A 23681-nucleotide genomic window follows, 5' to 3' on the forward strand; every position below is an offset into this window, starting at 1 on the left:
TTATCCAAATAAATTAAAAAATTACCAGTTAGATTCACGGTCAGGGGTGGCTGTAATTCTGTGAATAGCTAAGTCAGCACCATCAAACTCTTCTTCTTGACTCAGACGCAAACCCAAAACCGTCTTGAGTACACCATAAACAACAAGACCTGCTATTGCAGCAAAAGCAACGCCGGTAAGTGTGCCGATTAATTGGGCTGAAAAACTAACGCCACCCAAACCACCTAATTCTTTTTGTCCAAATATGCCTGCAGCTATACCGCCTAGAGCACCGCATAACCCATGTAGGGGCCAAACACCCAACACATCGTCAATCTTCCAACGGTTTTGTACCAATGTAAACATTACAACGAACAAACCTCCTGCCGCACCGCCAACAATCAGTGCGCCCATTGGATGCATCAAATCTGAGCCCGCACAAACTGCCACCAAACCAGCCAAAGGCCCGTTATAGCTAAATCCTGGGTCATTTTTACCTAATAACCATGCAACCAAGGTTCCGCCAACCATCGCCATCAATGAGTTCATAGCTACTAAGCCACTTAGCTTATCAACTGTTTGCGCACTCATCACATTAAATCCAAACCAACCCACCGCTAACACCCAAGCGCCCAGGGCTAAAAATGGGATATTTGATGGCGGATGAGCTGAAATTCGGCCATCCTTTGTATAGCGACCATGGCGAGCACCCAACAAAATTACAGCCGGCAAGGCAATCCAACCACCCACAGCATGAACCACCACAGAACCAGCAAAGTCATGGAACTCCTCACCGGTTACTGCCTTGATCCAAGCCTGGTAACCAAATTGTTGATTCCAAACCATGCCTTCAAAAATTGGGTATACAAAACCAACCAAAATAAATGTGGCGATCAATTGAGGATTAAATTTTGCACGCTCTGCAATACCCCCAGAAATAATTGCTGGGATTGCTGCTGCAAACGTCAATAAAAAGAAGAATTTAACTAACTCAAAACCATTTTTTTGAGCCAATACCTCTGCGCTAGCAAAGAAATTAACGCCGTATGCAATGCTGTAACCAATAAAAAAGTATGCGATCGTAGAAACTGCAAAATCGATCAATATTTTTACGAGAGCATTTACTTGGTTTTTTTTACGAACTGTTCCAAGTTCTAAAAATGCAAATCCTGCGTGCATAGCAAGCACCATAATGGCGCCAGTCATAATAAAAAGGGCATCTACACCAGTTTTAAAATTTTCCATAAAGCTTCTCCATGTAAGGCTTTAACAAACGTATGGATTATGAATTGCCCCGGTTCATCAATTTGGCACTTTTTGCACCAATAATGTGCAAAAAAGGATTTTTGGTGGATGAAGAGACCTTAGGTACAATATTGCATCGATGGGAGAGTTTGGTTTACCCAACGCCGAAGGCGCAATGCCCATGAACGCTCAGGCAAATGGACCGTCGATATTTACACTCTGGAGAGCGGCATTAAATTGCCCACCGAAGGGGCTAAAGGTACTCAAAAGGTTTGCGTACCTCAATCTCTCAGGTAACAGGACAGGGGGGCATCAATTCCTTTAAGGAGTTTGGATGTCGGCTGTCCCTACAAATCTAAAACGCACAATTCTTTTTGAAACTCACAAAAATGCTGGCGCCAAGCTTGTTGACTTTGGTGGCTGGGAAATGCCGGTTAATTACGGCTCGCAAATCGAAGAGCATCTTGCTACACGAACAAATTGCGGTATCTTCGACGTATCACACATGGCTGCGGTAGACGTAATTGGTAAAGATGCAAAGTCTTTCTTAGAGAAAGTAGTCGCCAATAACGTCAACAAACTAAAAAATAATGGTCAAGCTCTATACGGATGCCTATTGAACGAGCACGCTGGCGTCATTGATGACTTGATTGTTTATCGTCTAGATCCAAATTACAGACTAGTTATTAATGCAGCAACTGCTCACACAGATCTTGAATGGCTCACAAAGCAAGCAAGTGCTTTTGGCGACGTCAAATTAATACCTCGCCGGGCGGATTTAAATAATAGTCAGAATCCCCAAGGCATGATTGCCGTTCAGGGACCCAATGCATTGAATTTAATTAAACAAGCTATTCCAGAGCTAGCGAATTCAGCCAGCGAATTAAAAGTTTTTCATGCGGCATGCGTAGAAACTTCCTTGGGCGAAATCATGATTGCCAGAACTGGCTATACCGGTGAAGATGGCGCTGAATTGTTAATACCTCTAGCAAACACCGCTAAAGCATGGGATCTACTCGTCGATGCTGGCGCCCAGCCTGCGGGCCTAGGCGCAAGAGACACATTAAGACTCGAAGCTGGCATGAATCTGTATGGTCAAGATATGAATGATCAAACCAGCCCATTAGACGTTGGCTTATCTTGGACCATTGATAGATCTACAGATAGAGATTTCATTGGCAGATCAGCTCTTGAAAAAACGCCTCAACAATTTGTGTTTATGGGATTAATCCTACAAGACAAAGGTGTCTTGCGTGCCCATCAAATTGTTAAATCAACTAAGGGGCAAGGTGAAATTACCAGCGGTACATTTAGCCCATCCCTACAAAAATCTATTGCACTAGCAAAATTGCCAATTAATAGCGAAGTTGGCGATATTGTCCAAGTTGTTATTCGCGACAAAGAACTTAACGCTATTGTTGTAAAAGCCCCTTTCGTACGCCATGGCAAAGCCTTGGTTTAATTTTTGGAGAAACCTATGAATATCCCTCAAAACCTACACTACACAGAATCACATGAATGGATTCGCAAAGAAGCCGATGGCACTATCACTGTTGGCATTACTGATCATGCTCAAGAAGCATTAGGTGACATTGTTTTCTTAGAGTTGCCAGAAGTGGGCAAAAGTTTTAACGCAGGCGATGCTTGTGCAGTTGTTGAGTCTGTAAAAGCTGCGAGTGATATCTATGCGCCGGTTGCAGGCGAAGTTATTGCAATTAACGATGCCGTTACAGCAACTCCAGAAGCAGTCAACTCTGATGCATATGATTCTTGGCTATTCAAAATCAAACCTGCTGACATTAGCAAAGTTGATGGCTTGCTAACCGCAGAAGCTTATGGCAAAAATATTGGTGCATAAATAATGAAAAGCTCTTTGACCACTCTAGAAAATCACGATGCTTTCTTAGGGCGCCACATTGGCCCATCATCTAATGATGAAGCATCTATGTTGAATTTTTTGGGATTTACCCAGCGTGAAGATTTAATCAATTCTGTTATTCCAAACAAAATTCGCAGCAAAGATAAGCTACCCCTTGGCGCTTACAGTGATGCAAAAAGCGAGACTGAAGCTCTAGAGTTATTGGCAAGTATTGCCAATCAAAATAAAGTTTTTAAATCTTTTATTGGTCAAGGCTATTACAACAACATCACGCCTGGTGTGATTCAAAGGAATATTCTTGAAAATCCTGCCTGGTACACAGCGTACACACCATATCAACCAGAAATTTCTCAAGGTCGTCTAGAAGCCATCGTTAACTTTCAGCAAATGTTGATTGATTTAACAGGCATGGATATTGCCAATGCCTCTATGCTTGATGAGGGTACGGCAGCAGCCGAGGCAATGACATTAGCACTCAGAACCTGCAAATCAAAATCGACAACGTTTTTTGTTGCCAATGATGTACTCCCTCAAACTTTGGCAGTAATCAAAACGCGCGCAAAACCTTTAAACATCAACATTCAAGTTGGCAATCTGAATGACGCCCTAACGGCTGATGCATTTGCCGTGCTTATTCAATATCCAGGCGTTGATGGCTCTATTGAAGAAAAAGATACTTATTTAGCAATTGCTGAAGCTGTTCATGCCAAAGGTGGTTTGTTAATTGCAGCGGCTGACTTATTAGCACTAACTCTTTTAACTCCACCGGGTGAGTGGGGCGCAGATGTTGCAATTGGCAGCGCACAACGCTTTGGCGTTCCATTAGGCTTTGGTGGACCATCTGCTGGCTATTTAGCAACAAAAGATGCCCTAAAAAGAAGTATGCCTGGGCGCTTGGTTGGTGTAACAGTTGACGCACAAGGTCAGCCCGCTTACCGTTTAGCGCTTCAAACTCGAGAGCAACACATACGCCGCGAAAAAGCCACTTCAAATATTTGTACCGCCCAAGTTTTACTTGCAGTAATGGCAAGTATGTATGCGGTCTACCATGGCCCTAGCGGTTTAAAGAAAATTGCGCTTAAGGTTCACCGTCAAACGAGCATTATTGCCTTGGCTCTTAAAAAGCTTGGGTTTGAAATTGTTAACCAACATTGGTTTGACACTCTCACTATTAAGACAAGTGATGCAGCAAAAATCCATAAAGCCGCTGAAGCATCAGAGTGCAATTTAAGATTCATTGATGATCAACATGTTGGTATCTCTATTGACGAGACCACTAGCCGCAATGAACTTCATTTATTGTGGTCTATTTTTGGCGGAAAGGGTGCATTAGACATTGATGCTCTTGATGCAACAGTTACAAATGCAGTTCCAAATTCGCTAATTCGAACCAGTGAATACTTAACACATCCAACTTTTAATCGTTATCACTCAGAACACGAAATGCTTCGCTACCTCCGTAGTTTGGCTGATAAAGATTTAGCGCTAGACAGAACCATGATTCCATTGGGCTCTTGCACAATGAAACTTAACGCTACTAGCGAAATGATGCCAGTCACATGGCCAAGCTTTTCTCAAATACATCCATTAGCACCGGAATCACAATGGGCTGGCTACGCAAAGCTAATTGAAGACACCGAGCGGATGATGTGTGCGGCTACCGGTTACGATGCAGTTTCTTTACAACCAAATGCCGGGTCTCAAGGTGAGTACGCAGGTCTATTGGTAATACATGCCTACCATGAGTCTCGTGGCGAAGGTCACAGAAATATCTGTCTTATTCCATCTTCAGCGCACGGAACGAATCCTGCGTCGGCGCAAATGGCTGGTATGCAAGTGGTAGTGGTCAACTGTGATGCTAATGGTAACGTTGACTTAGTTGACCTAAAGGCAAAAGCAGAAGAGCACTCAAATAATTTGGCAGCAATCATGATTACTTATCCAAGTACTCACGGCGTGTTTGAAGAAGGCGTTCAAGAATTGTGCGACATCATTCACCAACACGGCGGTCAAGTTTATATCGATGGCGCCAACATGAACGCTTTGGTTGGCACAGCAGCACCAGGCCATTTTGGCGGTGACGTTAGCCATCTCAACCTACACAAAACTTTCTGCATACCTCATGGTGGTGGTGGCCCAGGTGTTGGACCAGTTGCCGTTCGCTCTCATCTAGCCAAATTTTTGCCATGCTCATTTACAGCAGGCACTGCCTCAAAGTGGAATGATTTAGATTGGATGCGTATTAGTGCATCTCCATTCGGTTCAGCTTCTATTTTGCCTATCTCATGGATGTACGTAGCCATGATGGGTTCTGCCGGCCTTGCTAAAGCTACAGAAACAGCGATTCTTTCTGCTAACTACGTTGCCAAAAAACTAGAGAGCTACTTCCCTGTTTTATACAAAGGCAATGCTGGCTTGGTTGCACATGAATGTATTCTGGATCTGCGACCACAACAAAAAGAGTCTGGCATCAGTAATGAGGACGTTGCTAAACGATTAATGGATTTTGGTTTCCATGCGCCAACTATGAGCTTTCCAGTGCCTGGCACATTAATGATTGAGCCAACAGAAAGTGAATCTAAATTTGAATTAGACCGCTTTATTGAAGCAATGACTACTATCGCAGAAGAAATCAAAAAAGTTGTTAACGGTGCTTATGATAAGGATGACAACCCTTTGAAGAATGCTCCGCACACAGCTGAGGTGGTTTTGGCTAATAATTGGGATCATTCATACAGCCGAGAAGAAGCCGCTTATCCGGTTGGTCGCTTGAGAAAAAATAAATACTGGCCACCAGTTGGTAGAGCAGACAATGTCTACGGTGACAGAAATCTTTTCTGCACGTGCGTTCCAATTGCAGAATACGCGTAATCTAAAGATTTATTAGATCAATATGGGGTCGCGCTCGATATACCAGCCGACCCCTTTTCTTTTTGTGTTTTGCTCTGTTAGGTAATGTTGCATCACTTGAATTGCCAGTTGTAGAGACTGACGATTACCACTTTCAATTAAGACCTGAGCACGTTCTTTTCCAGCAACTCGCACCATTGCTCTGGGTATAACATCACTTAGTGAAACGTTTTGTGGCCAATTTTGATCAGCTTTTGAAAAGTTAACAGCCTCTCTTAACATGTCAATCGCTGCCATTATTGTTTTATGCTCTGCATGAACGAGGGCTTGATATGAGAATGGTGGCAGCCCAACTAACTCTCTTTCATTTTTAAGCTCTTCTAAAAAACCATCTACATCATTTGTCTTTAAGTATGTATATGGAGCAGCATTTGGATATCGTGTTTGAATAATCACTTTTGACTGACCAGTTTTTTCACTACGTCCCGCACGACCTGCCACCTGCATTAGCTGGGCAAATAAACGCTCACCAGCTCTAAAGTCTTGTGAAAACAAACTGGCATCAGCATCGATTACACCAACCAAAGATACTGCCTTGTAGTCATGCCCCTTAGTAATCATTTGTGTTCCAACAATGATGTCAGCATCACCATCATGTATCGCACCAAAAAGATTATCTGCGCTTCCTTTTTTGCGAGTTGTGTCAGCATCTATACGCAATATCTTTGCCCGTGGAAAAGTCTTAACTAAAAATTCCTCAACTTTTTGCGTTCCCTTACCAATAGGTTGCAAATCAGCATTGCCGCAGTCTGGGCATGCTTTTGGTATTTGCTTTATTAGTCCACAGTGATGGCAGCACAGATTTTTTTTATGTTCAGCAATCTTATGCAGGACCATATGTGCAGAACATTTTTGACAATCTGAAATCCAACCACATGCTTCGCAAGATATAACCGGTGAATAACCACGCCGGTTAATATAAATAAGGCTTTGCAAACCAAGATCAATATTTTTTTGCAATGCCTCTAATAGATAGGCGCTAAAACCATGATCGCTTTGTTGGCTAATCTTTCTATCTTGCTTTATATCGACCAACTCAATAATAGGTGGCTCAGAATCTTTTGCGGCTCGGTTCGATAAAGTTAGCTTTTGGTATCTTGATTCTTCTGCATGAAACCAAGTCTCTAAACTAGGCGTTGCGGATACCAAGAGCACTGGTATCGATAATTTTTTAGCTCGCCAAATTGCAAGATCTCTAGCGGAGTATCTAACACCCTCTTGTTGCTTATAAGATAGATCGTGCTCTTCATCTACAACAATGGCCTTCAGATTGGGCATTGATGCCATGATGGCCATGCGAGTTCCGAGAATAATTTGTGCATCTCCAGCGTGCGCACAGGCCCAATGATCGGCTCTACTCCTGTCAGTTAATCCGCTGTGCAGCACCACCACCTTTTTATTCGGAAAAGCGCCTTGTATGGTTGACTCCATTTGAGGAGTTAAATTGATTTCCGGAACCATGATTAACACCTGTGAATCGGGTGTTTCCAATACTTTTTCCAACCAGCGTAAATACGTTAACGTTTTACCGCTGCCCGTTACTCCTTGCAATAAATTGCATGAATATTCTTGACTAACGGTTTTAGCTATTAAGTTACTAACAATTTCTTGCTGCTGTGTATTTAACGCAATTTCTTTAGTTGACGTTTCTTTTATATCTAATTCTTTTTTCTTTTTTCTTTTTTCTTTACTGAGGAGATCCCACTTATTTTTTTGACGCCACAACTTTGGTATGGCGGGCAATAGAACTTCGCCAATCGTGCGCTGATAATAACTAGCCGCAAACTCTGACATTCCCAATAAGTCTTCTGACAAAGGACTTATTGGGGCTAAGCCTTGAACATCTTTTAATTTATCTAAATCATAATCAGAGCGCTCTTTAATGCTCATGACAACGCCAACACAATCTTTTCTTCCGAAGTTGACTGCAATAATTTGACCTCTTTGTGGTTTTATATCTAGACATAAGTTATTCCACCTGTAATCAAATAGTTTATTGATCGGGTTATCTAAAGCCACCTCAACAATTATTTGTTTTTCGGAATTTTGCAAAAAGCTCATGTTTTACTTTAAGTCTACGATGAAGAGCATTGGGGCTAATGACTTTTTTAAAAGCTTAATTTATCTGTGGAAAACCTTGTGGATAAGTGGTTAATTATCACAGTTTTTTATCGGCTAAAACTTTTTTATTAGCTAATTGATTTCTAAAAAGTAAATTTTTACTCATATAAATCAATACTTTATAAAATCACAAAAGGGTTTGAAGCCATTTTTATGATTTATTAATTGCTTCGCTGCACAAAACTTAACCTGTGCATAAGTTACTACTCACATGCTGAAATTTTATTGATTTCTAAGTGTTTTTGAGTGGCTCACAACAGTTTCAGTTAGAGCGGTAACATGGTCTGGGTTGGTAAATTGTGAGATACCATGTCCCAAATTAAACACATGTCCATCCAATGAATGTAATCCAGAACCCAAAGATGGGGACTCTGCTAACTCATCTAAAATTCTTTTTGCCTCTTGACTGATTTGCTCAGGACTTGAAAACAACGCCAAAGGATCAAAGTTTCCTTGAAGCGCCAACGGCTTATTCACTGCTAGTAAGCGCTTACGTGATTTGGCAACAGAGGCCGTCCAATCCAAGCCAATAACATCTGCGCCTGAAGAAGCTATGTCTTCTAACCAAATTCCACCGCCTTTAGTAAAAACTAATATAGGAATTCTTTGGCCATCTTTTTCACGGGGCAATAAATCAATGACAGCTTTCATGCTAGCTAACGAGGTTTTTTGATACCAACCATCTGGTAACAAGCCACCCCAAGTATCAAATATCATCAACGCTTGTGCGCCCGCATCGACTTGAGCTGTCAAATACGCTGCTACTGATTGAATATTTGCATCTAGAATTTTCTTCATCAAGTCCGGACGCTGATAAAGCATGCCCTTCGTATGCTTAAAATCATCCGAGCCAGAGCCCTCAACCATATAACAAGCCAAAGTCCATGGGCTACCTGAGAATCCGATCAACGGAACTCTTTGCTGACCATCTTGTATCAATGCTTTTCTAATTTCTGAAACAGCATCAAAAACATATTTCAACTCATTAAGATCAGCAACTCTCAAGTTATTGACTGCCTGCTCATCTCGCAAGGGTTTGCTAAAACGAGGCCCTTCACCGGCCTCAAAAGTTAAACCCAAACCCATTGCATCGGGTATTGTCAAAATATCTGAGAATAGAATGGCAGCATCCAATGGATATCTATCCAAAGGCTGTAATGTAACTTCTGTTGCTAATTGAGGATTTTTTGCAAGCGCGAGAAAACTTCCAGCTACAGCACGCGTTGCGTTGTATTCAGGCAAATAACGACCTGCCTGGCGCATCAACCAAATAGGAGTTCTATCTGTTGACTGCTTTAAGCATGCGCGCAGGAATCGATCGTTAATTAAAGCCAATTATCTTTTTTGACGTAACTTAGCAATAGCAGCCAATTGAGCAGCAGCCATTGCAAACTCTGATTGAGCATGAGCAAAATCAATATCAGTACTACGATTTTGCATTGCTTCTTCAGCAGCTTTTTTCGCCTCTAGTGCCTTAGCTTCATCAAGGTCATGCCCACGAATAGCAGTATCAGCAAGTACTGTTACTTTATTTGGTTGAACCTCTAGAATGCCACCAGCAACGAAAACAAACTCTTCTTCGCCGTCAGCTTTTTCAATACGTACAGCGCCTGGACGAATTCTTGTGATCAGCGGGGTGTGTCCTGGAAGGATACCCAACTCACCACTTTCGCCTGGCAAAGCTACAAATTTAGCTTCGCCCCCGAAAATAGATTGTTCAGCGCTCACTACATCAACGTGGATGTTAGACATGTGCGTTCCTTGGTATTACTGCAACTTCTTAGCTTTTTCGATAGCTTCGTCGATGCCACCAACCATATAGAATGCCTGTTCTGGCAAGTGGTCAAGTTCACCATCAACAATCATCTTGAAGCCGCGGATTGTTTCTTTCAATGGAACATATTTACCTGGAGAACCAGTAAATACTTCCGCAACGTGGAACGGTTGTGACAAGAAACGTTGAATCTTACGAGCACGTGCAACAGCTTGCTTGTCTTCTGGTGACAATTCGTCCATACCCAAAATAGCAATAATGTCGCGCAACTCTTTGTAACGTTGTAATGTTGTTTGAACACCGCGTGCAACGTTATAGTGCTCTTCACCAACCACTTGTGGATCCAACTGACGGCTTGTTGAGTCAAGTGGATCAACCGCTGGATAGATACCTAAAGCAGCAATATCACGAGACAACACAACTGTTGAGTCTAAGTGCAAGAATGTTGTAGCAGGAGATGGGTCTGTTAAGTCATCCGCAGGAACGTAAACGGCCTGAATAGATGTAATAGAACCAGTCTTAGTTGAAGTAATACGCTCTTGTAGGCGGCCCATTTCTTCAGCCAATGTAGGTTGGTAACCCACAGCTGATGGCATACGACCCAACAAAGCAGATACTTCAGTACCAGCCAATGTGTAACGATAAATATTGTCAACGAAGAACAAAATGTCACGGCCTTCGTCACGGAAACGCTCAGCCATTGTCAAACCTGTCAACGCAACACGTAAACGGTTACCAGGTGGCTCGTTCATCTGACCGAACACCATCGCAACTTTATCCAAAACGTTTGAGTCTTTCATCTCGTGATAGAAGTCGTTACCTTCACGAGTACGCTCACCCACACCAGCAAACACTGACAAACCTGAGTGTTGCTTAGCGATGTTATTGATCAATTCCATCATGTTAACGGTCTTACCTACACCCGCACCACCGAACAGACCAACTTTACCGCCCTTAGCAAATGGGCAAACCAAGTCAATAACCTTAATGCCTGTTTCCAACAAGTCAACTGAAGGAGACAACTCATCAAACTTAGGCGCAGATTGGTGAATCGCACGACGCTCATCTGTACCAATTGGACCAGCTTGGTCAATAGGGCGACCTAACACGTCCATAATACGGCCCAAAGTAGCTGGGCCTACTGGCACAGAAATACCTTTACCTGTATTTGAAACTGCCATGCCACGACGCAAGCCATCGCTTGAGCCTAGAGCAATCGTACGGACAACGCCGTCACCTAATTGCTGCTGCACTTCAAAAGTTAAACCCTTTTCAGCAAATGAAGCTTCAGTGCTTTCTTCCAACACCAATGCATCATAAACTTTAGGCATGTTGTCACGTGGGAACTGAATGTCCACCACCGCACCAATGCACTGAACGATATTTCCGTTGCTCATCGTATTTCTCCGATCACTAATTTTTTACAATATTCGTTATCAAACTGCCGCAGCGCCGCCGACGATCTCGGACAACTCTTTGGTAATGGCTGCTTGACGTGTTTTGTTGTAAACCAACTGCAACTCACCAATCACGTTTTTCGCATTATCAGAAGCAGCCTTCATGGCAACCATACGAGCAGATTGCTCAGATGCCATATTTTCTGCAACTGCTTGGTAAATCAATGCTTCAACATAACGTTTCAACAATTCGTCAACAACTGACTGAGGATCTGGTTCATACAAGTAATCCCAACCATACTCACGAGACTCTTCAGCTGTTTGTTCTAAGCGCTCACCTGACAAAGGCAATAGTTTTTCAACCACTGGCTCTTGTCTCATTGTGTTGATGAACTTTGTGTATGCCAAATAAACAGCATCCACTTCACCATTCTCATATGCATCCAATTGAACTTTGATAGCACCAATGAGTTTCTCTAGGTGAGGCGTGTCTCCCATTTGAGTTACATGAGAAACAAGCTTCGCTTTAATTCGATTTAAGAACTGGAAGCCCTTCATACCGATTGCTGTACATGACAACTCAACACCTTGACCATCAAGGTCTTTCATTGTGTTTGTCAAAGCTCTCAATACGTTGGTATTTAAACCACCGCATAGACCCTTGTCAGTTGTTACAACAATCACACCCGCTTTTTTAACTTCACGTTCTACTAAATAAGCAGGGCGGTACTCTGGATTAGCTTTACCCAAATTGGCAGCAATGTTCCTTACTTTTTCAGAGTAAGGACGGGCATTGCGCATGCGCTCTTGGGCACGCCGCATCTTAGATGCGGCGACCATTTCCATCGCCTTAGTGATCTTGCGCGTATTTTGTACGCTCTTGATCTTTGTCCGTATCTCTTTTGTTCCGGCCATCTCGGCTCTCCTCGCTTCTTAGAAAGAAGCTGAACGTTTAAAGTCCTCGATTGCAGCACGCAATGCGGCTTCGTCTTCTTTCGAGAGATCCTTAGTATCTTCAATACGGCCAACTAAAGCAGCAAACTTGCTCTTAAGATGGTCATGCAAACCTTTTTCGAAGGCCAATACATGTTTCACATCCAAATCGTCCAAGAAGCCATTATTAGCTGCGAACAATGAAGCTGCCAATTGCCAAACTTGTTGTGGCTGGTATTGAGCTTGCTTCAACAATTCAGTAACACGACGACCGCGCTCTAGCTGTTTACGTGTTGCCTCATCCAAATCAGAAGCAAACTGCGCAAATGCAGCCAATTCACGATACTGCGCCAAGTCAGTACGAATACCGCCTGACAACTTCTTAATAACTTTAGTCTGAGCTGCACCACCCACACGTGAAACAGAAATACCCGCGTTAATCGCTGGGCGAACACCCGCGTTAAACAAGTCTGTTTCCAAGAAGATTTGGCCGTCAGTAATAGAAATCACGTTTGTTGGAACGAATGCAGAAACGTCACCAGCTTGAGTTTCAATAACAGGCAACGCTGTCAATGAACCTGTTTTACCTTTAACGGCACCATTAGTGAACTTCTCAACATAAGTTTCGTTAACACGAGCAGCGCGCTCTAGCAAACGTGAGTGCAAATAGAATACGTCGCCAGGATAAGCTTCACGTCCTGGTGGGCGACGTAACAACAATGAAACTTGACGATATGCCCAAGCTTGTTTTGTTAAGTCATCATAAACAATTAGCGCATCTTCACCGCGATCGCGGAAGTATTCGCCCATTGTGCAACCAGCATATGCTGACAAATATTGCATCGCTGCAGATTCAGAAGCAGAAGCAGCAACAATCACTGTGTACTCCATCGCGCCGTGCTCTTCCAACTTGCGCAATACGTTTGCAATTGTTGATGCTTTTTGACCGATCGCTACGTAAACGCAATATACGCCTTTACCTTTTTGGTTAATGATCGCGTCAACGGCTACTGCTGTTTTACCTGTTTGACGGTCACCAATGATCAACTCACGTTGGCCGCGACCAATAGGTACCATCGCATCAATAGACTTCAAACCTGTTTGCACTGGCTGGCTAACTGATTGACGATCAATAACGCCTGGCGCAACTTTTTCAATAACGTCTGTTAGCTTAGCGTTGATTGGACCTTTACCATCAATAGGCTGACCCAATGCATTAACAACACGACCCAACAACTCTGGACCAACTGGAACTTCAAGAATGCGGCCAGTACATTTAACTGGGTCACCTTCACTGATGTGCTCATATTCACCCAAAATAACAGCACCAACAGAATCACGCTCTAAGTTAAGCGCAAGACCTAATGTGTTATTTGGGAACTCAAGCATTTCACCTTGCATAACGCCTGAAAGGCCATGTACGCGGCAAATACCGTCTGTTACGGAAATTACTGTGCCTTGATTACGGACTTCGGCGCCTACGCCTACACCGCTAATTCGGCTCTTGATCAGTTCACTGATCTCTGATGGGTTGAGTTGCATTTGCTTACTCCTGGGATCTTATTCGGTTATGCGCTAAGAGCGGCTTGCATTGAAACTAAGCGGGCTTTAACTGAAGTATCTAAAACTTCATCACCCACCTGTACACAAACACCGCCAATCAATTCTGGATCTACAGTAACTGTAGGACGTAGCTCTTTTCCACCAAAGCGCTTCTTCAATGTTGATAACAAAGCATTCAATTCTTCGCCATTAAGCGGGAATGCACTTGTAATCAGAACTTCTGCAGCACCTTCTTGAGCATTCTTCAAAGCTGTGAATTGAGCAGAGATTTCTGGCAAAGCTAATAGACGGTGATTTTGCGTCAACACTTCAACAAAATTTTTGACCACGTCTGACGGCTTAGCTTTGATGCTACTCAATAAAATTTGTAGCAAATCTGCTGAAGACAACTTTGGATTATTAGCTACGGCTAACAAATCTGCATTACCAGCAACCTGAGCCAACTCCTCTAACTGCTCAGCCCATGCAGATAAATCTGCAGGCTTTGCACTACGGAAAAGTGCCTCAGCATAAGGGCGGGCTATGGTGGCTAAATCTGCCATATTAGAGCTCTGCCTTTAACTGATCTAACAAGCTAGCGTGCACTTTAGCATCTACTTCACGACGCAAAATTTGCTCAGCACCCTTAACAGCTAAAGTAGCCACTTCAGTTCTAAGCGCATCTCTTGCACGAGACACTTGTTGCTCTGCTTCTGCTTTAGCTTGGGCAATGATGCGAGCTGCTTCTGCTTGTGCGTTAGCTTTAATTTCTTCCGCTGATTGTTGAGCGCGTTTTTCTGCATCAGCAATACGCTGAGTACCTTCGTTACGTGCTTCTGATAATGCTTGCTCAGCGCGTTTTTTTGCAGACTCGAGATCAGCCTTGCCGCGCTCTGCGGCTGCTAAACCATCTGCCACTTTTGTGGCTCGCTCGTCTAATGCTTTTACTAGTGGAGGCCAAACAAATTTAGCCACTACCCACCATAAAATGAAAAAGACGACCATCTGCGCGAATAGCGTCGCGTTTAGGTTCACGTTTAGTTCCTTTCGGTCACGATGACAAATATCCACGGGCGCTCAAATTGCGCCCGTCAATAACTACGCTAATTACTTAATTACTGCTAACAATGGGTTTGCGAATGCAAACAACATTGCAACACCAACACCGATCAAGAACGCAGCGTCGATCAAACCTGCCAACAAGAACATCTTAGTTTGTAGTGGCTCCATCAATTCTGGTTGACGTGCACAAGCTTCAATGTACTTACCACCCATCAATGCGATACCTAAACAGGCACCGATAGCACCCAAACCAATGATGATGCCGATACCGATTGCTGTTAAACCTTGAATTTGCGCTAGAAATGCTTGCATGTTGACTCCTAAGTAAAAAAACAGTTAATAAAAAATCAGTGGTGACTATGTGCCTGGCCGATATAGACCAACGTCAACATCATGAAGATGAAGGCTTGCAACAAAATAACCAAAATATGGAAAATTGCCCAGGCTGAACCAGCAATTACGTGGCCGACAAAACCTAGAACAGACAAGTCGACACCAAAATGCCAGATGCCGCCTAACAGAGCGATTAGCAAGAAAACCAATTCGCCTGCATACATGTTGCCAAATAACCGCATACCCAATGAAACGGCCTTAGCAATAAATTCAATAATGTTTAACACTAAATTAAATGGCGCCAAGTACCACTTAGCTCCAAACGGGGCTGAAAGTAACTCATGCACAAAACCGCCCACACCTTTAGCCTTAAAGCTATAGAAAATCATCAATACTAAAACTGACATTGATAAACCCAATGTGCCGTTTAAGTCCGTTGTCGGAACTAGCTTGTGGTGTGGAACATGCACATGGCCAAAAATTCCTAAGAAACCATTAATGCCATGAACCCAATCAACTGGCACCAAGTCCAATGTGTTCAACAAGATAATCCAACAGAAAACAAACAATGCTAGAGGAGCAATAAAAGAGCGGTCGCCATGAACAATGCTCTTAGATTGTGACTCAACCATTTCTACTAGCATCTCAACCAATGCTTGGAAACGACCCGGTACACCTGATGTTGCACGACGAGCCGCCAACAATAAAAAGCCTACCACCAACAAACCCATTAACAATGACCAAAATACTGTGTCTAAGTTAATAACTGAAAAATCAACAATAGCCTCTTGCTTAGCATGCAAAGTATTTAAGTTTTGCAAATGCTCAGCAATGTACTCCGTAGGCGTTAACGCCTTTCCAGTCGCTTCTGTTGCCATCGTTTACTTCCCTCTATCCTTGTATGCCATTATTTTCTTAGTACCCAAGCTAACCAATAACACTTTAGCGCCAGCACATAAGTTAATAACAGCGGTAACCAATCCAACTTTGGATACAAAACTATTATCAAAACGAACATTGCTACGGTGGCAATGATCTTTATTAATTCTCCTGTTACCAGCGCAAAAACCGAGGCGCCCATAACGTTTGTTCTACTACTTAGTACCTTTGCTCGCATTGCAAATAGCGTTGCCGGAACTATTGCCGCCAAACCACCTAACAATGCAGATATGGCGGCAGAGTCTAAGCCAAACGGCTTACCCTTTGCTGACCATGCTATCCACGAGAGCAGAGTAACTAAGCCCTGAAGAAATAACAAACGCTTAACTGTTATCTTGCTCGGTATTAAGGCATTTGAGCCCAAAAGGGCTTCTAATTCAGCCTTACTCAGTGGCGGTGGAAACTCTTCCGAGCCCTCTAACTCACTGTCCCAATTAGCATTTCTAACAGATTGAGCTTTTTGCTCATCTCCAGACATAAAGCCCGCAGATTTTACAGAATCTACAGGCTTGGGGTCAATGTAATTCATAAAGATTAGCGCTATTCGATGCCTAAACGCTTGAATAGACTGTCTAACTCATCAAATTGACTAAATTTGATACATATTTCACCGCCACGACGTTTTTGCTTAATTTCTACAGCCAAATTAATCTGATCAGAAAGCTTGTCCTGAATCATTTTCAAGTCCGGGTCTACTTTTAAAGACTGCTTAGCCTTGCCGGGAGATTTTTTCGCTAAAACAAATTGGGTTGCCAATTTTTCGGCATCGCGGACGGATAGCTGCTGAATGGCAATTTTTTGGGCCAAACTAACTTGCTGGGCACCATCTAAAGGCAGAAGGGCGCGGGCATGGCCCATGTCTATCTCGCCCTTTATAAGCATTTGCTGAACAGGATTAGTCAACTGAACTAAGCGCAAAAGATTCGTGACAGCGCTACGGGACTTTCCAACAGCTTGCGCTGCCTTGTCATGGGTATAACCAAACTCATCTATCAACCTTAGAAGACCATTTGCCTCTTCTATGGCATTTAGGTCTTCACGCTGAATATTTTCGATTAACGCCATTGCAGCCGTTGCCTGATCATCAGCCTGCTTAATGAGCACTGGCACCTCGGCTAGACCAGCTATTGTGGCTGCGCGATAGCGGCGTTCACCAGCAATAATTTCATACTTGCCGCCCGCAATCGGTCTAACCAACAATGGTTGCATAACCCCTTGTTCTTTAATGCTTTGTGCAAGCTCTTGAAGAGGTCCATCAACCATATTTTTACGAGGCTGATACTTACCGGCCTGCAATTGCCCCAACTTAAGCATTGCAACACCTTGATTTGATGTCGCAGGCTTATCGTTTGCACCTAACAATGCCTCTAAGCCTCTACCCAAACCTTTTTTCTTAATTGCAGTCATTTTTTTCCATTACATAGTTTTAATGCGCTGAATCATTTCAGCGCCAAATTGCATATAAGCTTGCGCACCGCGCGAACTCTTATCAAAATTTACACCGGGCATTCCATAAGAGGGGGCTTCAGCCAATCTAACGTTTCTTGGAATAATCGTATTGAAAACCTTATCGCCAAAATGCGCCATTAATTGGTCTGAAACCTGTTGCTGTAAGGTTGTTCTAGGATCAAACATGACCCGCAGCAGACCAATAATGGTCAAACTTGGATTCAAATTAGCGTGAACTTGCTTAATGGTATTAACCAAGTCAGACAAGCCCTCTAAAGCAAAGTACTCGCACTGCATAGGCACGATTACGCCATTAGCTGCACATAGACCATTCAAAGTTAAAAGTGATAAGGCCGGGGGGCAATCTATCAAGACAAAGTCATAATCGGCCAAAACTGGGGCTAGCGCATTTTTTAATAACTCCTCGCGCTGCTCAAACTCAACCAACTCAACCTCTGCGCCAGCCAAATCTCTGTTTGCTGGCAATACGTCATAACCACCTGTTTCAGATTTGACTCTGGCACTAGCAACATCAGACATGCCGATTAAAACGTGATAGACACTTTGCTCTAGGCCCATTTTATCTATACCCGAGCCCATGCTAGCGTTGCCCTGAGGATCAAGGTCCACCACCAAAACGCGTTGGTTCTGAGCAGCCAAACTCGCAGCTAAATTAACTGTAGTTGTGGTTTTTCCTACGCCACCCTTTTGATTTGCTACACAAAAAATCTTTGCCATGAAAATCTTTATTTAATTATTAACTCAAGCACTCAATTCTCTCACGCGACCCAACTCGAATAGCCTTCTTTCTGCTGTTAAACCAGGTACGCTCAAGAGGTAATTTTTCTTAATTTCCCAATCTGAAGGAATGGTTTTCAAATCATCCTCCAATAACTTAGCCTTCATAGCCCACACCAAGCCACCGGCTTTTAACATCGGCGCAGACAAGGTCAAAAACTTGCCAAAATCTGAAAAAGCCCTTGAAATACAACAGCTTATCTGATTTTCAAGAGCTGGCGAGCTAACCTCGATTCTGGCTGCGTGCACCATAACATTTGCCAATGACAGCTTGTTAACAATGTGTTGCAAAAATACCGCTTTCTTTTGCACCGCCTCCATTAAATGCAGTTGCCAATTGGGGCGGCAAATTGCTAGAGGGATGCCTGGCAAACCACCGCCAGTACCTAAATCAGCGAGACTGAATGAAGATGGGTCGTCAATGCTTGCAACATAAGCATCTAGATATCCCAGAACTGATAGGGAGTCCAACAAATGCAAAACTAGGGAATCATTAAGATCATGAATTGCCGATAAATTATGCGTCTTATTCCAACGCTGAAACTCAAGCAAATAATCTATTAATGTCTCTGCCTGCTCCTGGTTAACATCAATATTTAGTTTTTGTATACCCGCCAGTAGGTCTATTAGAAGAGCTTTTTTTGTTGAGTCATCTGACATTAATGCGCCATTGGGCGACGACCCAATCCTTTTTTAAGATGAATTAACAACAATGAAATCGCTGCTGGTGTAACCCCAGATACTCTTGATGCCTGGCCTAAGGTGCTTGGTTTATGTAAATTGAGCTTTTGCTGCACTTCTTTTGATAAGCCAAGGACGCTGGCGTAATCAATGTCGCCCGGCAAAACCATTTCCTCATGAAATGTATGCCGGGCAATCTCAGCTGCCTGCCTATCAATATACCCTTGATATTTAACGCCTATTTCAACCTGTTCGGCAATTTGATCCCTTAAAACAACATCTTGATCAAGTGGCTCGGCAGCCCACCGACCCTCAAATGCCGTGGTGAGTGTTTCATAGGTTATCCCAGGTCGTTTTAATAACTCAGCCAAAGAGTACTCGTGTGTGATGACCTGCCCAAGTAAAAGCTCTGATTCCTGAGGGCTAATCAGCTTTGGACTCACCCAAGTTGATTTAAGCCGCTGTGTTTCACGTGAAACAGCCTCTTTTTTGCGGCAGAAAAACTCCCATCGGCGATCATCAACAAGGCCCAATGTTCGTCCAATTTCTGTTAAACGATCGTCTGCATTGTCTTCTCGGAGACTTAAACGATATTCTGCACGACTGGTAAACATTCGATAGGGCTCTTGAACACCTTTGGTAATTAGATCGTCTACCAACACGCCCAAATAAGCTTGGTCGCGCTTTGGATACCAAGCCTCACGGCCTTTAGCGCTCAGAGCTGCATTGATACCAGCCAACAGGCCTTGTGCTGCCGCCTCTTCATATCCAGTCGTACCGTTAATCTGTCCGGCAAAAAATAAACCTTTGATTCCCTTGGTTTCCAAGCTTGGCATAAGGCCTCGCGGATCAAAATAGTCATACTCAATAGCGTATCCAGGGCGAACAATCATCGCATTTTCTAGCCCACGAATACTTCTGACCAAATCCCACTGAACATCAAATGGCAAGCTTGTTGAAATGCCATTCGGATAAAACTCATGGGTTGTTAAGCCCTCAGGTTCTAAAAAAATTTGGTGACTATCTTTACTTGAAAAACGATGGATTTTGTCTTCAATCGACGGGCAATATCTTGGCCCAACGCCCTCAATAACACCCGTATACATTGGGGAGCGATCTAGACCACCACGAATAATGTCATGCGTTTTTTGATTTGTATGCGTAATCCAGCAGGGCAGTTGCTTCGGATGGAACTCTGGTCGACCCAAATATGAAAAAACAGGTAGTGGATCCAAGTCTCCAGGCTGCTCCTGGATTACGGAAAAATTAATGGTGCGCCCGTCAATTCTTGGAGGGGTACCTGTTTTTAGCCTGCCTTGGGGCAGTTTTAACTCTTTAAGCCTACTAGACAGCCTAATAGCAGCTGGATCACCAGCGCGACCGCCAGAATGATTATCCAATCCTACGTGAATTTTGCCATCCAAAAAAGTTCCTGCGGTTAAAACAACCTTTGAGGCATAAAAACTCAACCCCAACTGGGTTATGGCGCCACAAACTTCGTCACCATTGACAATTAAGTCATCAACAGCCGCTTGAAATATTGTTAAATTCTTCTGATTCTCTAATTTACTGCGCATTGCAGTTTTATATAAAGCTCGATCAGCCTGTGCGCGAGTGGCTCTTACAGCGGGGCCCTTACTGGAATTCAACATTCTGAACTGAATTCCAGCCAAATCCGTTACTTCTGCCATGGCACCGCCCAAGGCATCAATCTCTTTAACTAGGTGGCCCTTACCAATGCCGCCAATTGAAGGATTACAGCTCATCGCACCCAGGGTTTCTATGCTATGAGTCAATAATAGGGTGCGGCAACCCATTCTGGCTGCTGCCAAAGCAGCTTCCGAGCCAGCGTGCCCACCACCAATTACGATCACATCAAATTTAACTGAAAAGTCCATAGAAAATCACCAAGCTAGGGCGGCGATGATATCACCCAAAGCAAAAGCCCTCAATCATTAAACTCCGGTTTGTTTCACGTGAAACAACTAACAGGCTATAACTTAAGTGTGCCCAATGCATCAAAACCGGTTTTAAGAATCAACAGCGCAACCACAAACATAAATAATGCTCTAATGTAACCATTGCCATAACGCAAAGCATAGTGCGACCCAGCATAACCACCAACCATATTTGCTAGCATCATCGCCAAACCCAAAAAGACTACTATGTGCCCAAATGCGCCAAATAGAATGATGGCTGCTAAATTTGTTGCCGCATTTACCAACTTGCTAGCGGCAGATGCATGCAAGAAATCAAATCCGAATATCCGAATAAAGCCCATCAGCAAAAAGCTCCCCGTACCGGGTCCAAAAAAACCATCATAAAAGCCAATAACCCCGCCCATTGCTATCGCCTGAAAAATCTTTTTTACCCCAAGATCTGAGGGCGCATGGGTTAATCCAATTGAGGGTCTCAGCAAGGTATAAATAAATAAGGCAAACAAAATGACTGGCAATGCAACCCTAAACTGACCGGAGGCAATGTTGCGGACCACATATGCGCCCCCAAAGGAGCCAACAAATGCGGTCACAATGCAAGGAATTAGAATGAAATAAGGTAATTTAACTGCTTTTAAATACTTTTTAGCGGCAATTAATGTTCCGCCAATCGATGCTAATTTATTGGTGCCGAGTAAGGTTGCGGGCATCGATTGAGGCAAGGCGGCAAATAAAGCTGGGACTTGTATGAGACCACCCCCGCCAACGGCCGCATCAATAAAGCCCGCACACCCAGCCGCAAAAAGAAGGAGTAGAGTGCCCCAGTTAAATAAATCAATTTCCATCAATTTACTGGGCCAACAACAAGGCAGAAATTTTTTCTGCAATCATCATAGTGGGGGCTGCCGTATTTCCAGAGGTAATAGTCGGCATAACACTTGCATCAACCACTCGCAGGCCAGTTAGTCCAATAACTTTTAGGTCTGAATCTACTACCGCCATCGGATCATCTGGCTTACCCATTTTGCAAGTGCCAATCGGATGAAAAATGGTTGTGCCAATTTCACCCACTTGCCCCAACAATTCCTTGTCGGTAGTAAATTGTTTCCCTGGTTTTAGCTCTGTTGGGGCATATTGAGCAAACGCTGACTGCGCAATAATTTGCCTTGTAAATCTAACCGCATCAACGGCCACCTTTTTATCTTCGTTAGCATCCAAGTAATTTGGATTGATGAGCGGCGAAGCCTCGGGGTCTTTTGATCGAATATGAACAGACCCTCTTGATGTTGGCCTTAAATTACAAACGCTGGCGGTGAAAGCATTAAATGTGTGCAAAGGGTCGCCAAACTTATCTAAGGATAATGGTTGTACATGGTATTGGATGTTGGGGCGAACATGCTCACTTGATGAATGAGCAAACAAGCCTAGTTGTGAGGGCGCCATAGACATGGGGCCAGATCTTGTTAATAAATACTGCAACCCAATTAATAGTTTTCCCCACCAATTTGAGGCAATAGTATTTAGTGTTTTGAGACGATTGATTTTATAAACCATTCGAATCTGCAAATGATCTTGAAGGTTTTCTCCAACTCCCGGTAAATCATGAGCAACATTTATACCTATCGATTTCAAATGGTCTGCGTTACCAATTCCAGAGCGCTCTAATATTTGTACAGAACCAATCGCACCGGCAGACAACAAAGTTTCCTTAGATGCTTTAGCAAAAAATGTTTGACCGGCATGTTTGAATTTCACTCCTGAGCAACGCTTGCCATCCACTACCAGATGGTCAACCAATGCATTGGTCAGCACGATTAAATTTTTCCTAGTTTTAATCGGATTTAAAAACGCTTTGGATGCGTTTAGACGCCAGCCATTTTTTTGAGTAACATCAAAATACGATGATCCAAAATTATCGCCACGATTGAAATCGTCTACAGCAGGTATGCCAGCCTGTGATGCAGCCAATCGAAAGACATCTAAAACTTTCCAACTCAATCTTTGTTTATCTACGCGCCAAGGCCCACCGGCCCCATGAAACTCATTAGCACCACCATGATAATCTTCCATCTTCTTAAAAAGTGGCAATACGGCATCCCACCCCCAAGATGAGTCGCCAGTTGTTTCAGCCCAGGCGTTATAGTCTTCTGCTTGGCCGCGCATGTAAATCATGCCGTTAATAGAGGAAGATCCTCCAAGCACCTTTCCTCTAGGATAAATAAGACTTCGATTATTTAAACCTGGTTGATTAGATGTTTTAAATAGCCAATCAGTTTTAGGGTTGTTAATGCAATACAAATAGCCAACCGGTATGTGTATCCAAGGGTAGGCATCCTTGGAACCAGCATCAATTAATAAGACTCGAAGACTGGGGTTGCTTGAAAGCCTATTTGCCAATACACATCCAGCGCTACCCGCGCCAACAATAATGTAATCAAATGGTTGATCAAAGATTTGATCTTGATTATTGGCCTGCGCCATAGCGATCTCGGTTTTGCAAATATTCAGCCCAAGCTAATTTTGCGTTATCGCTTAAAGCCTCTATCGGTAAACGCTGCGCCCCCTGAATAATCATGAGGGCATAAGGCTTCGCCAACGCGGAGGCTTGCGGACACAATTGAAGAGCTTCACCCTGCGACGGTGATTTGTTACGCCAAAAATTAATGGCTAATTCAAGATCTTGTATAGAAATGAACAGCATC

The 23681-nt window shown here is 43.4% G+C and carries 22 protein-coding genes and 1 riboswitch; of the genes, 3 read left to right on the plus strand and 19 right to left on the minus strand.

The annotated features are described in order from the left end of the window. Positions 1–21: 21 nt before the first annotated feature. A complete protein-coding gene (locus CFR83_RS04480; RefSeq protein WP_088812755.1) occupies positions 22–1224 on the minus strand; it encodes an ammonium transporter in 1203 nt (400 codons plus the stop codon). A 130-nt stretch (positions 1225–1354) separates the two neighbouring features. After that, positions 1355–1439: riboswitch (glycine riboswitch) on the plus strand. Positions 1440–1558: 119 nt separating this feature from the next. On the opposite strand from CFR83_RS04480, the gene gcvT reads away from it, so the two are divergent. Genes gcvT through gcvP form a run of 3 tightly spaced genes read left to right on the plus strand, consistent with a single transcriptional unit; the run spans position 1559 to position 5974 of the window. Beyond that, positions 1559–2686 (plus strand): glycine cleavage system aminomethyltransferase GcvT, encoded by a 1128-nt coding sequence (gene gcvT / locus CFR83_RS04485; protein WP_088812756.1) that lies wholly within the window; start codon positions 1559–1561, stop codon positions 2684–2686. A 15-nt stretch (positions 2687–2701) separates the two neighbouring features. Continuing rightward, positions 2702–3082 (plus strand): glycine cleavage system protein GcvH, encoded by a 381-nt coding sequence (gene gcvH / locus CFR83_RS04490; protein WP_088812757.1) that lies wholly within the window; start codon positions 2702–2704, stop codon positions 3080–3082. A gap of 3 nt (positions 3083–3085) precedes the next feature. Then, positions 3086–5974 carry an aminomethyl-transferring glycine dehydrogenase gene (gene gcvP, locus CFR83_RS04495; RefSeq protein ID WP_207758549.1) on the plus strand — a complete coding sequence of 963 codons (2889 nt, stop codon included), beginning with the start codon at positions 3086–3088 and terminating at the stop codon, positions 5972–5974. A gap of 12 nt (positions 5975–5986) precedes the next feature. Here gcvP and priA read toward each other — a convergent pair whose 3' ends face one another. The 18 genes from priA to CFR83_RS04585 all read right to left on the minus strand — a co-directional run bounded on the left by priA (position 5987) and on the right by CFR83_RS04585 (position 23680). Next, entirely contained in the window at positions 5987–8074 is a 2088-nt protein-coding gene (gene priA, locus CFR83_RS04500; RefSeq protein WP_088812759.1) for a replication restart helicase PriA, read from the minus strand. Positions 8075–8356: 282 nt separating this feature from the next. Further along, positions 8357–9469 carry a uroporphyrinogen decarboxylase gene (hemE, locus tag CFR83_RS04505; protein WP_088812760.1) on the minus strand — a complete coding sequence of 371 codons (1113 nt, stop codon included), beginning with the start codon at positions 9467–9469 and terminating at the stop codon, positions 8357–8359. Next, a complete protein-coding gene (locus CFR83_RS04510) occupies positions 9470–9886 on the minus strand; it encodes a F0F1 ATP synthase subunit epsilon (protein ID WP_088812761.1) in 417 nt (138 codons plus the stop codon). Between the two features lie 15 nt (positions 9887–9901). Further along, positions 9902–11305 carry a F0F1 ATP synthase subunit beta gene (atpD, locus tag CFR83_RS04515; RefSeq protein ID WP_088812762.1) on the minus strand — a complete coding sequence of 468 codons (1404 nt, stop codon included), beginning with the start codon at positions 11303–11305 and terminating at the stop codon, positions 9902–9904. A 39-nt stretch (positions 11306–11344) separates the two neighbouring features. Next, a complete protein-coding gene (atpG, locus tag CFR83_RS04520; protein WP_088812763.1) occupies positions 11345–12220 on the minus strand; it encodes a F0F1 ATP synthase subunit gamma in 876 nt (291 codons plus the stop codon). Positions 12221–12238: 18 nt separating this feature from the next. Beyond that, positions 12239–13780, minus strand: coding sequence for a F0F1 ATP synthase subunit alpha (atpA, locus tag CFR83_RS04525; RefSeq protein WP_088812764.1), 1542 nt, complete (start codon positions 13778–13780; stop codon positions 12239–12241). Between the two features lie 26 nt (positions 13781–13806). Continuing rightward, complete coding sequence (locus CFR83_RS04530; protein ID WP_088812765.1) at positions 13807–14343, minus strand: F0F1 ATP synthase subunit delta; 537 nt, start codon at positions 14341–14343, stop codon at positions 13807–13809. A 1-nt stretch (position 14344) separates the two neighbouring features. After that, positions 14345–14815, minus strand: coding sequence for a F0F1 ATP synthase subunit B (locus CFR83_RS04535; RefSeq protein ID WP_088812766.1), 471 nt, complete (start codon positions 14813–14815; stop codon positions 14345–14347). Between the two features lie 72 nt (positions 14816–14887). Next, entirely contained in the window at positions 14888–15154 is a 267-nt protein-coding gene (gene atpE / locus CFR83_RS04540; RefSeq protein WP_088812767.1) for a F0F1 ATP synthase subunit C, read from the minus strand. A 35-nt stretch (positions 15155–15189) separates the two neighbouring features. Beyond that, positions 15190–16053: a F0F1 ATP synthase subunit A gene (atpB, locus tag CFR83_RS04545; protein WP_088812768.1), complete on the minus strand. Its 864-nt coding sequence runs from the start codon at positions 16051–16053 to the stop codon at positions 15190–15192. 29 nt (positions 16054–16082) lie between these two features. Further along, positions 16083–16643, minus strand: a complete 561-nt coding sequence (locus tag CFR83_RS04550) for an ATP synthase subunit I (RefSeq protein ID WP_088812769.1) — start codon at positions 16641–16643, stop codon at positions 16083–16085. Positions 16644–16654: 11 nt separating this feature from the next. Then, positions 16655–17521, minus strand: coding sequence for a ParB/RepB/Spo0J family partition protein (locus CFR83_RS04555; RefSeq protein WP_088812770.1), 867 nt, complete (start codon positions 17519–17521; stop codon positions 16655–16657). Between the two features lie 9 nt (positions 17522–17530). Further along, complete coding sequence (locus tag CFR83_RS04560; protein WP_088812771.1) at positions 17531–18301, minus strand: ParA family protein; 771 nt, start codon at positions 18299–18301, stop codon at positions 17531–17533. A 24-nt stretch (positions 18302–18325) separates the two neighbouring features. After that, positions 18326–19021, minus strand: coding sequence for a 16S rRNA (guanine(527)-N(7))-methyltransferase RsmG (gene rsmG / locus CFR83_RS04565; protein WP_088812772.1), 696 nt, complete (start codon positions 19019–19021; stop codon positions 18326–18328). Then, complete coding sequence (mnmG, locus tag CFR83_RS04570) at positions 19021–20940, minus strand: tRNA uridine-5-carboxymethylaminomethyl(34) synthesis enzyme MnmG (RefSeq protein WP_088812773.1); 1920 nt, start codon at positions 20938–20940, stop codon at positions 19021–19023. The genes rsmG and mnmG overlap by 1 nt, the downstream gene beginning before the upstream one ends. Positions 20941–21035: 95 nt before the next feature. Further along, on the minus strand, positions 21036–21824 hold the full coding sequence (locus CFR83_RS04575; protein ID WP_088812774.1) for a TSUP family transporter: 789 nt from the start codon (positions 21822–21824) through the stop codon (positions 21036–21038). Positions 21825–21828: 4 nt separating this feature from the next. Then, entirely contained in the window at positions 21829–23460 is a 1632-nt protein-coding gene (locus CFR83_RS04580; RefSeq protein WP_088812775.1) for a GMC family oxidoreductase, read from the minus strand. Continuing rightward, positions 23444–23680, minus strand: coding sequence for a DUF3717 domain-containing protein (locus CFR83_RS04585; protein WP_088812776.1), 237 nt, complete (start codon positions 23678–23680; stop codon positions 23444–23446). Before CFR83_RS04585 ends, CFR83_RS04580 begins: the two co-directional genes overlap by 17 nt. Between the last annotated feature and the right edge of the window lies 1 nt (position 23681).

The sequence above is a fragment of the Polynucleobacter victoriensis genome (assembly GCF_900187875.1).
GTDB lineage: Bacteria > Pseudomonadota > Gammaproteobacteria > Burkholderiales > Burkholderiaceae > Polynucleobacter > Polynucleobacter victoriensis.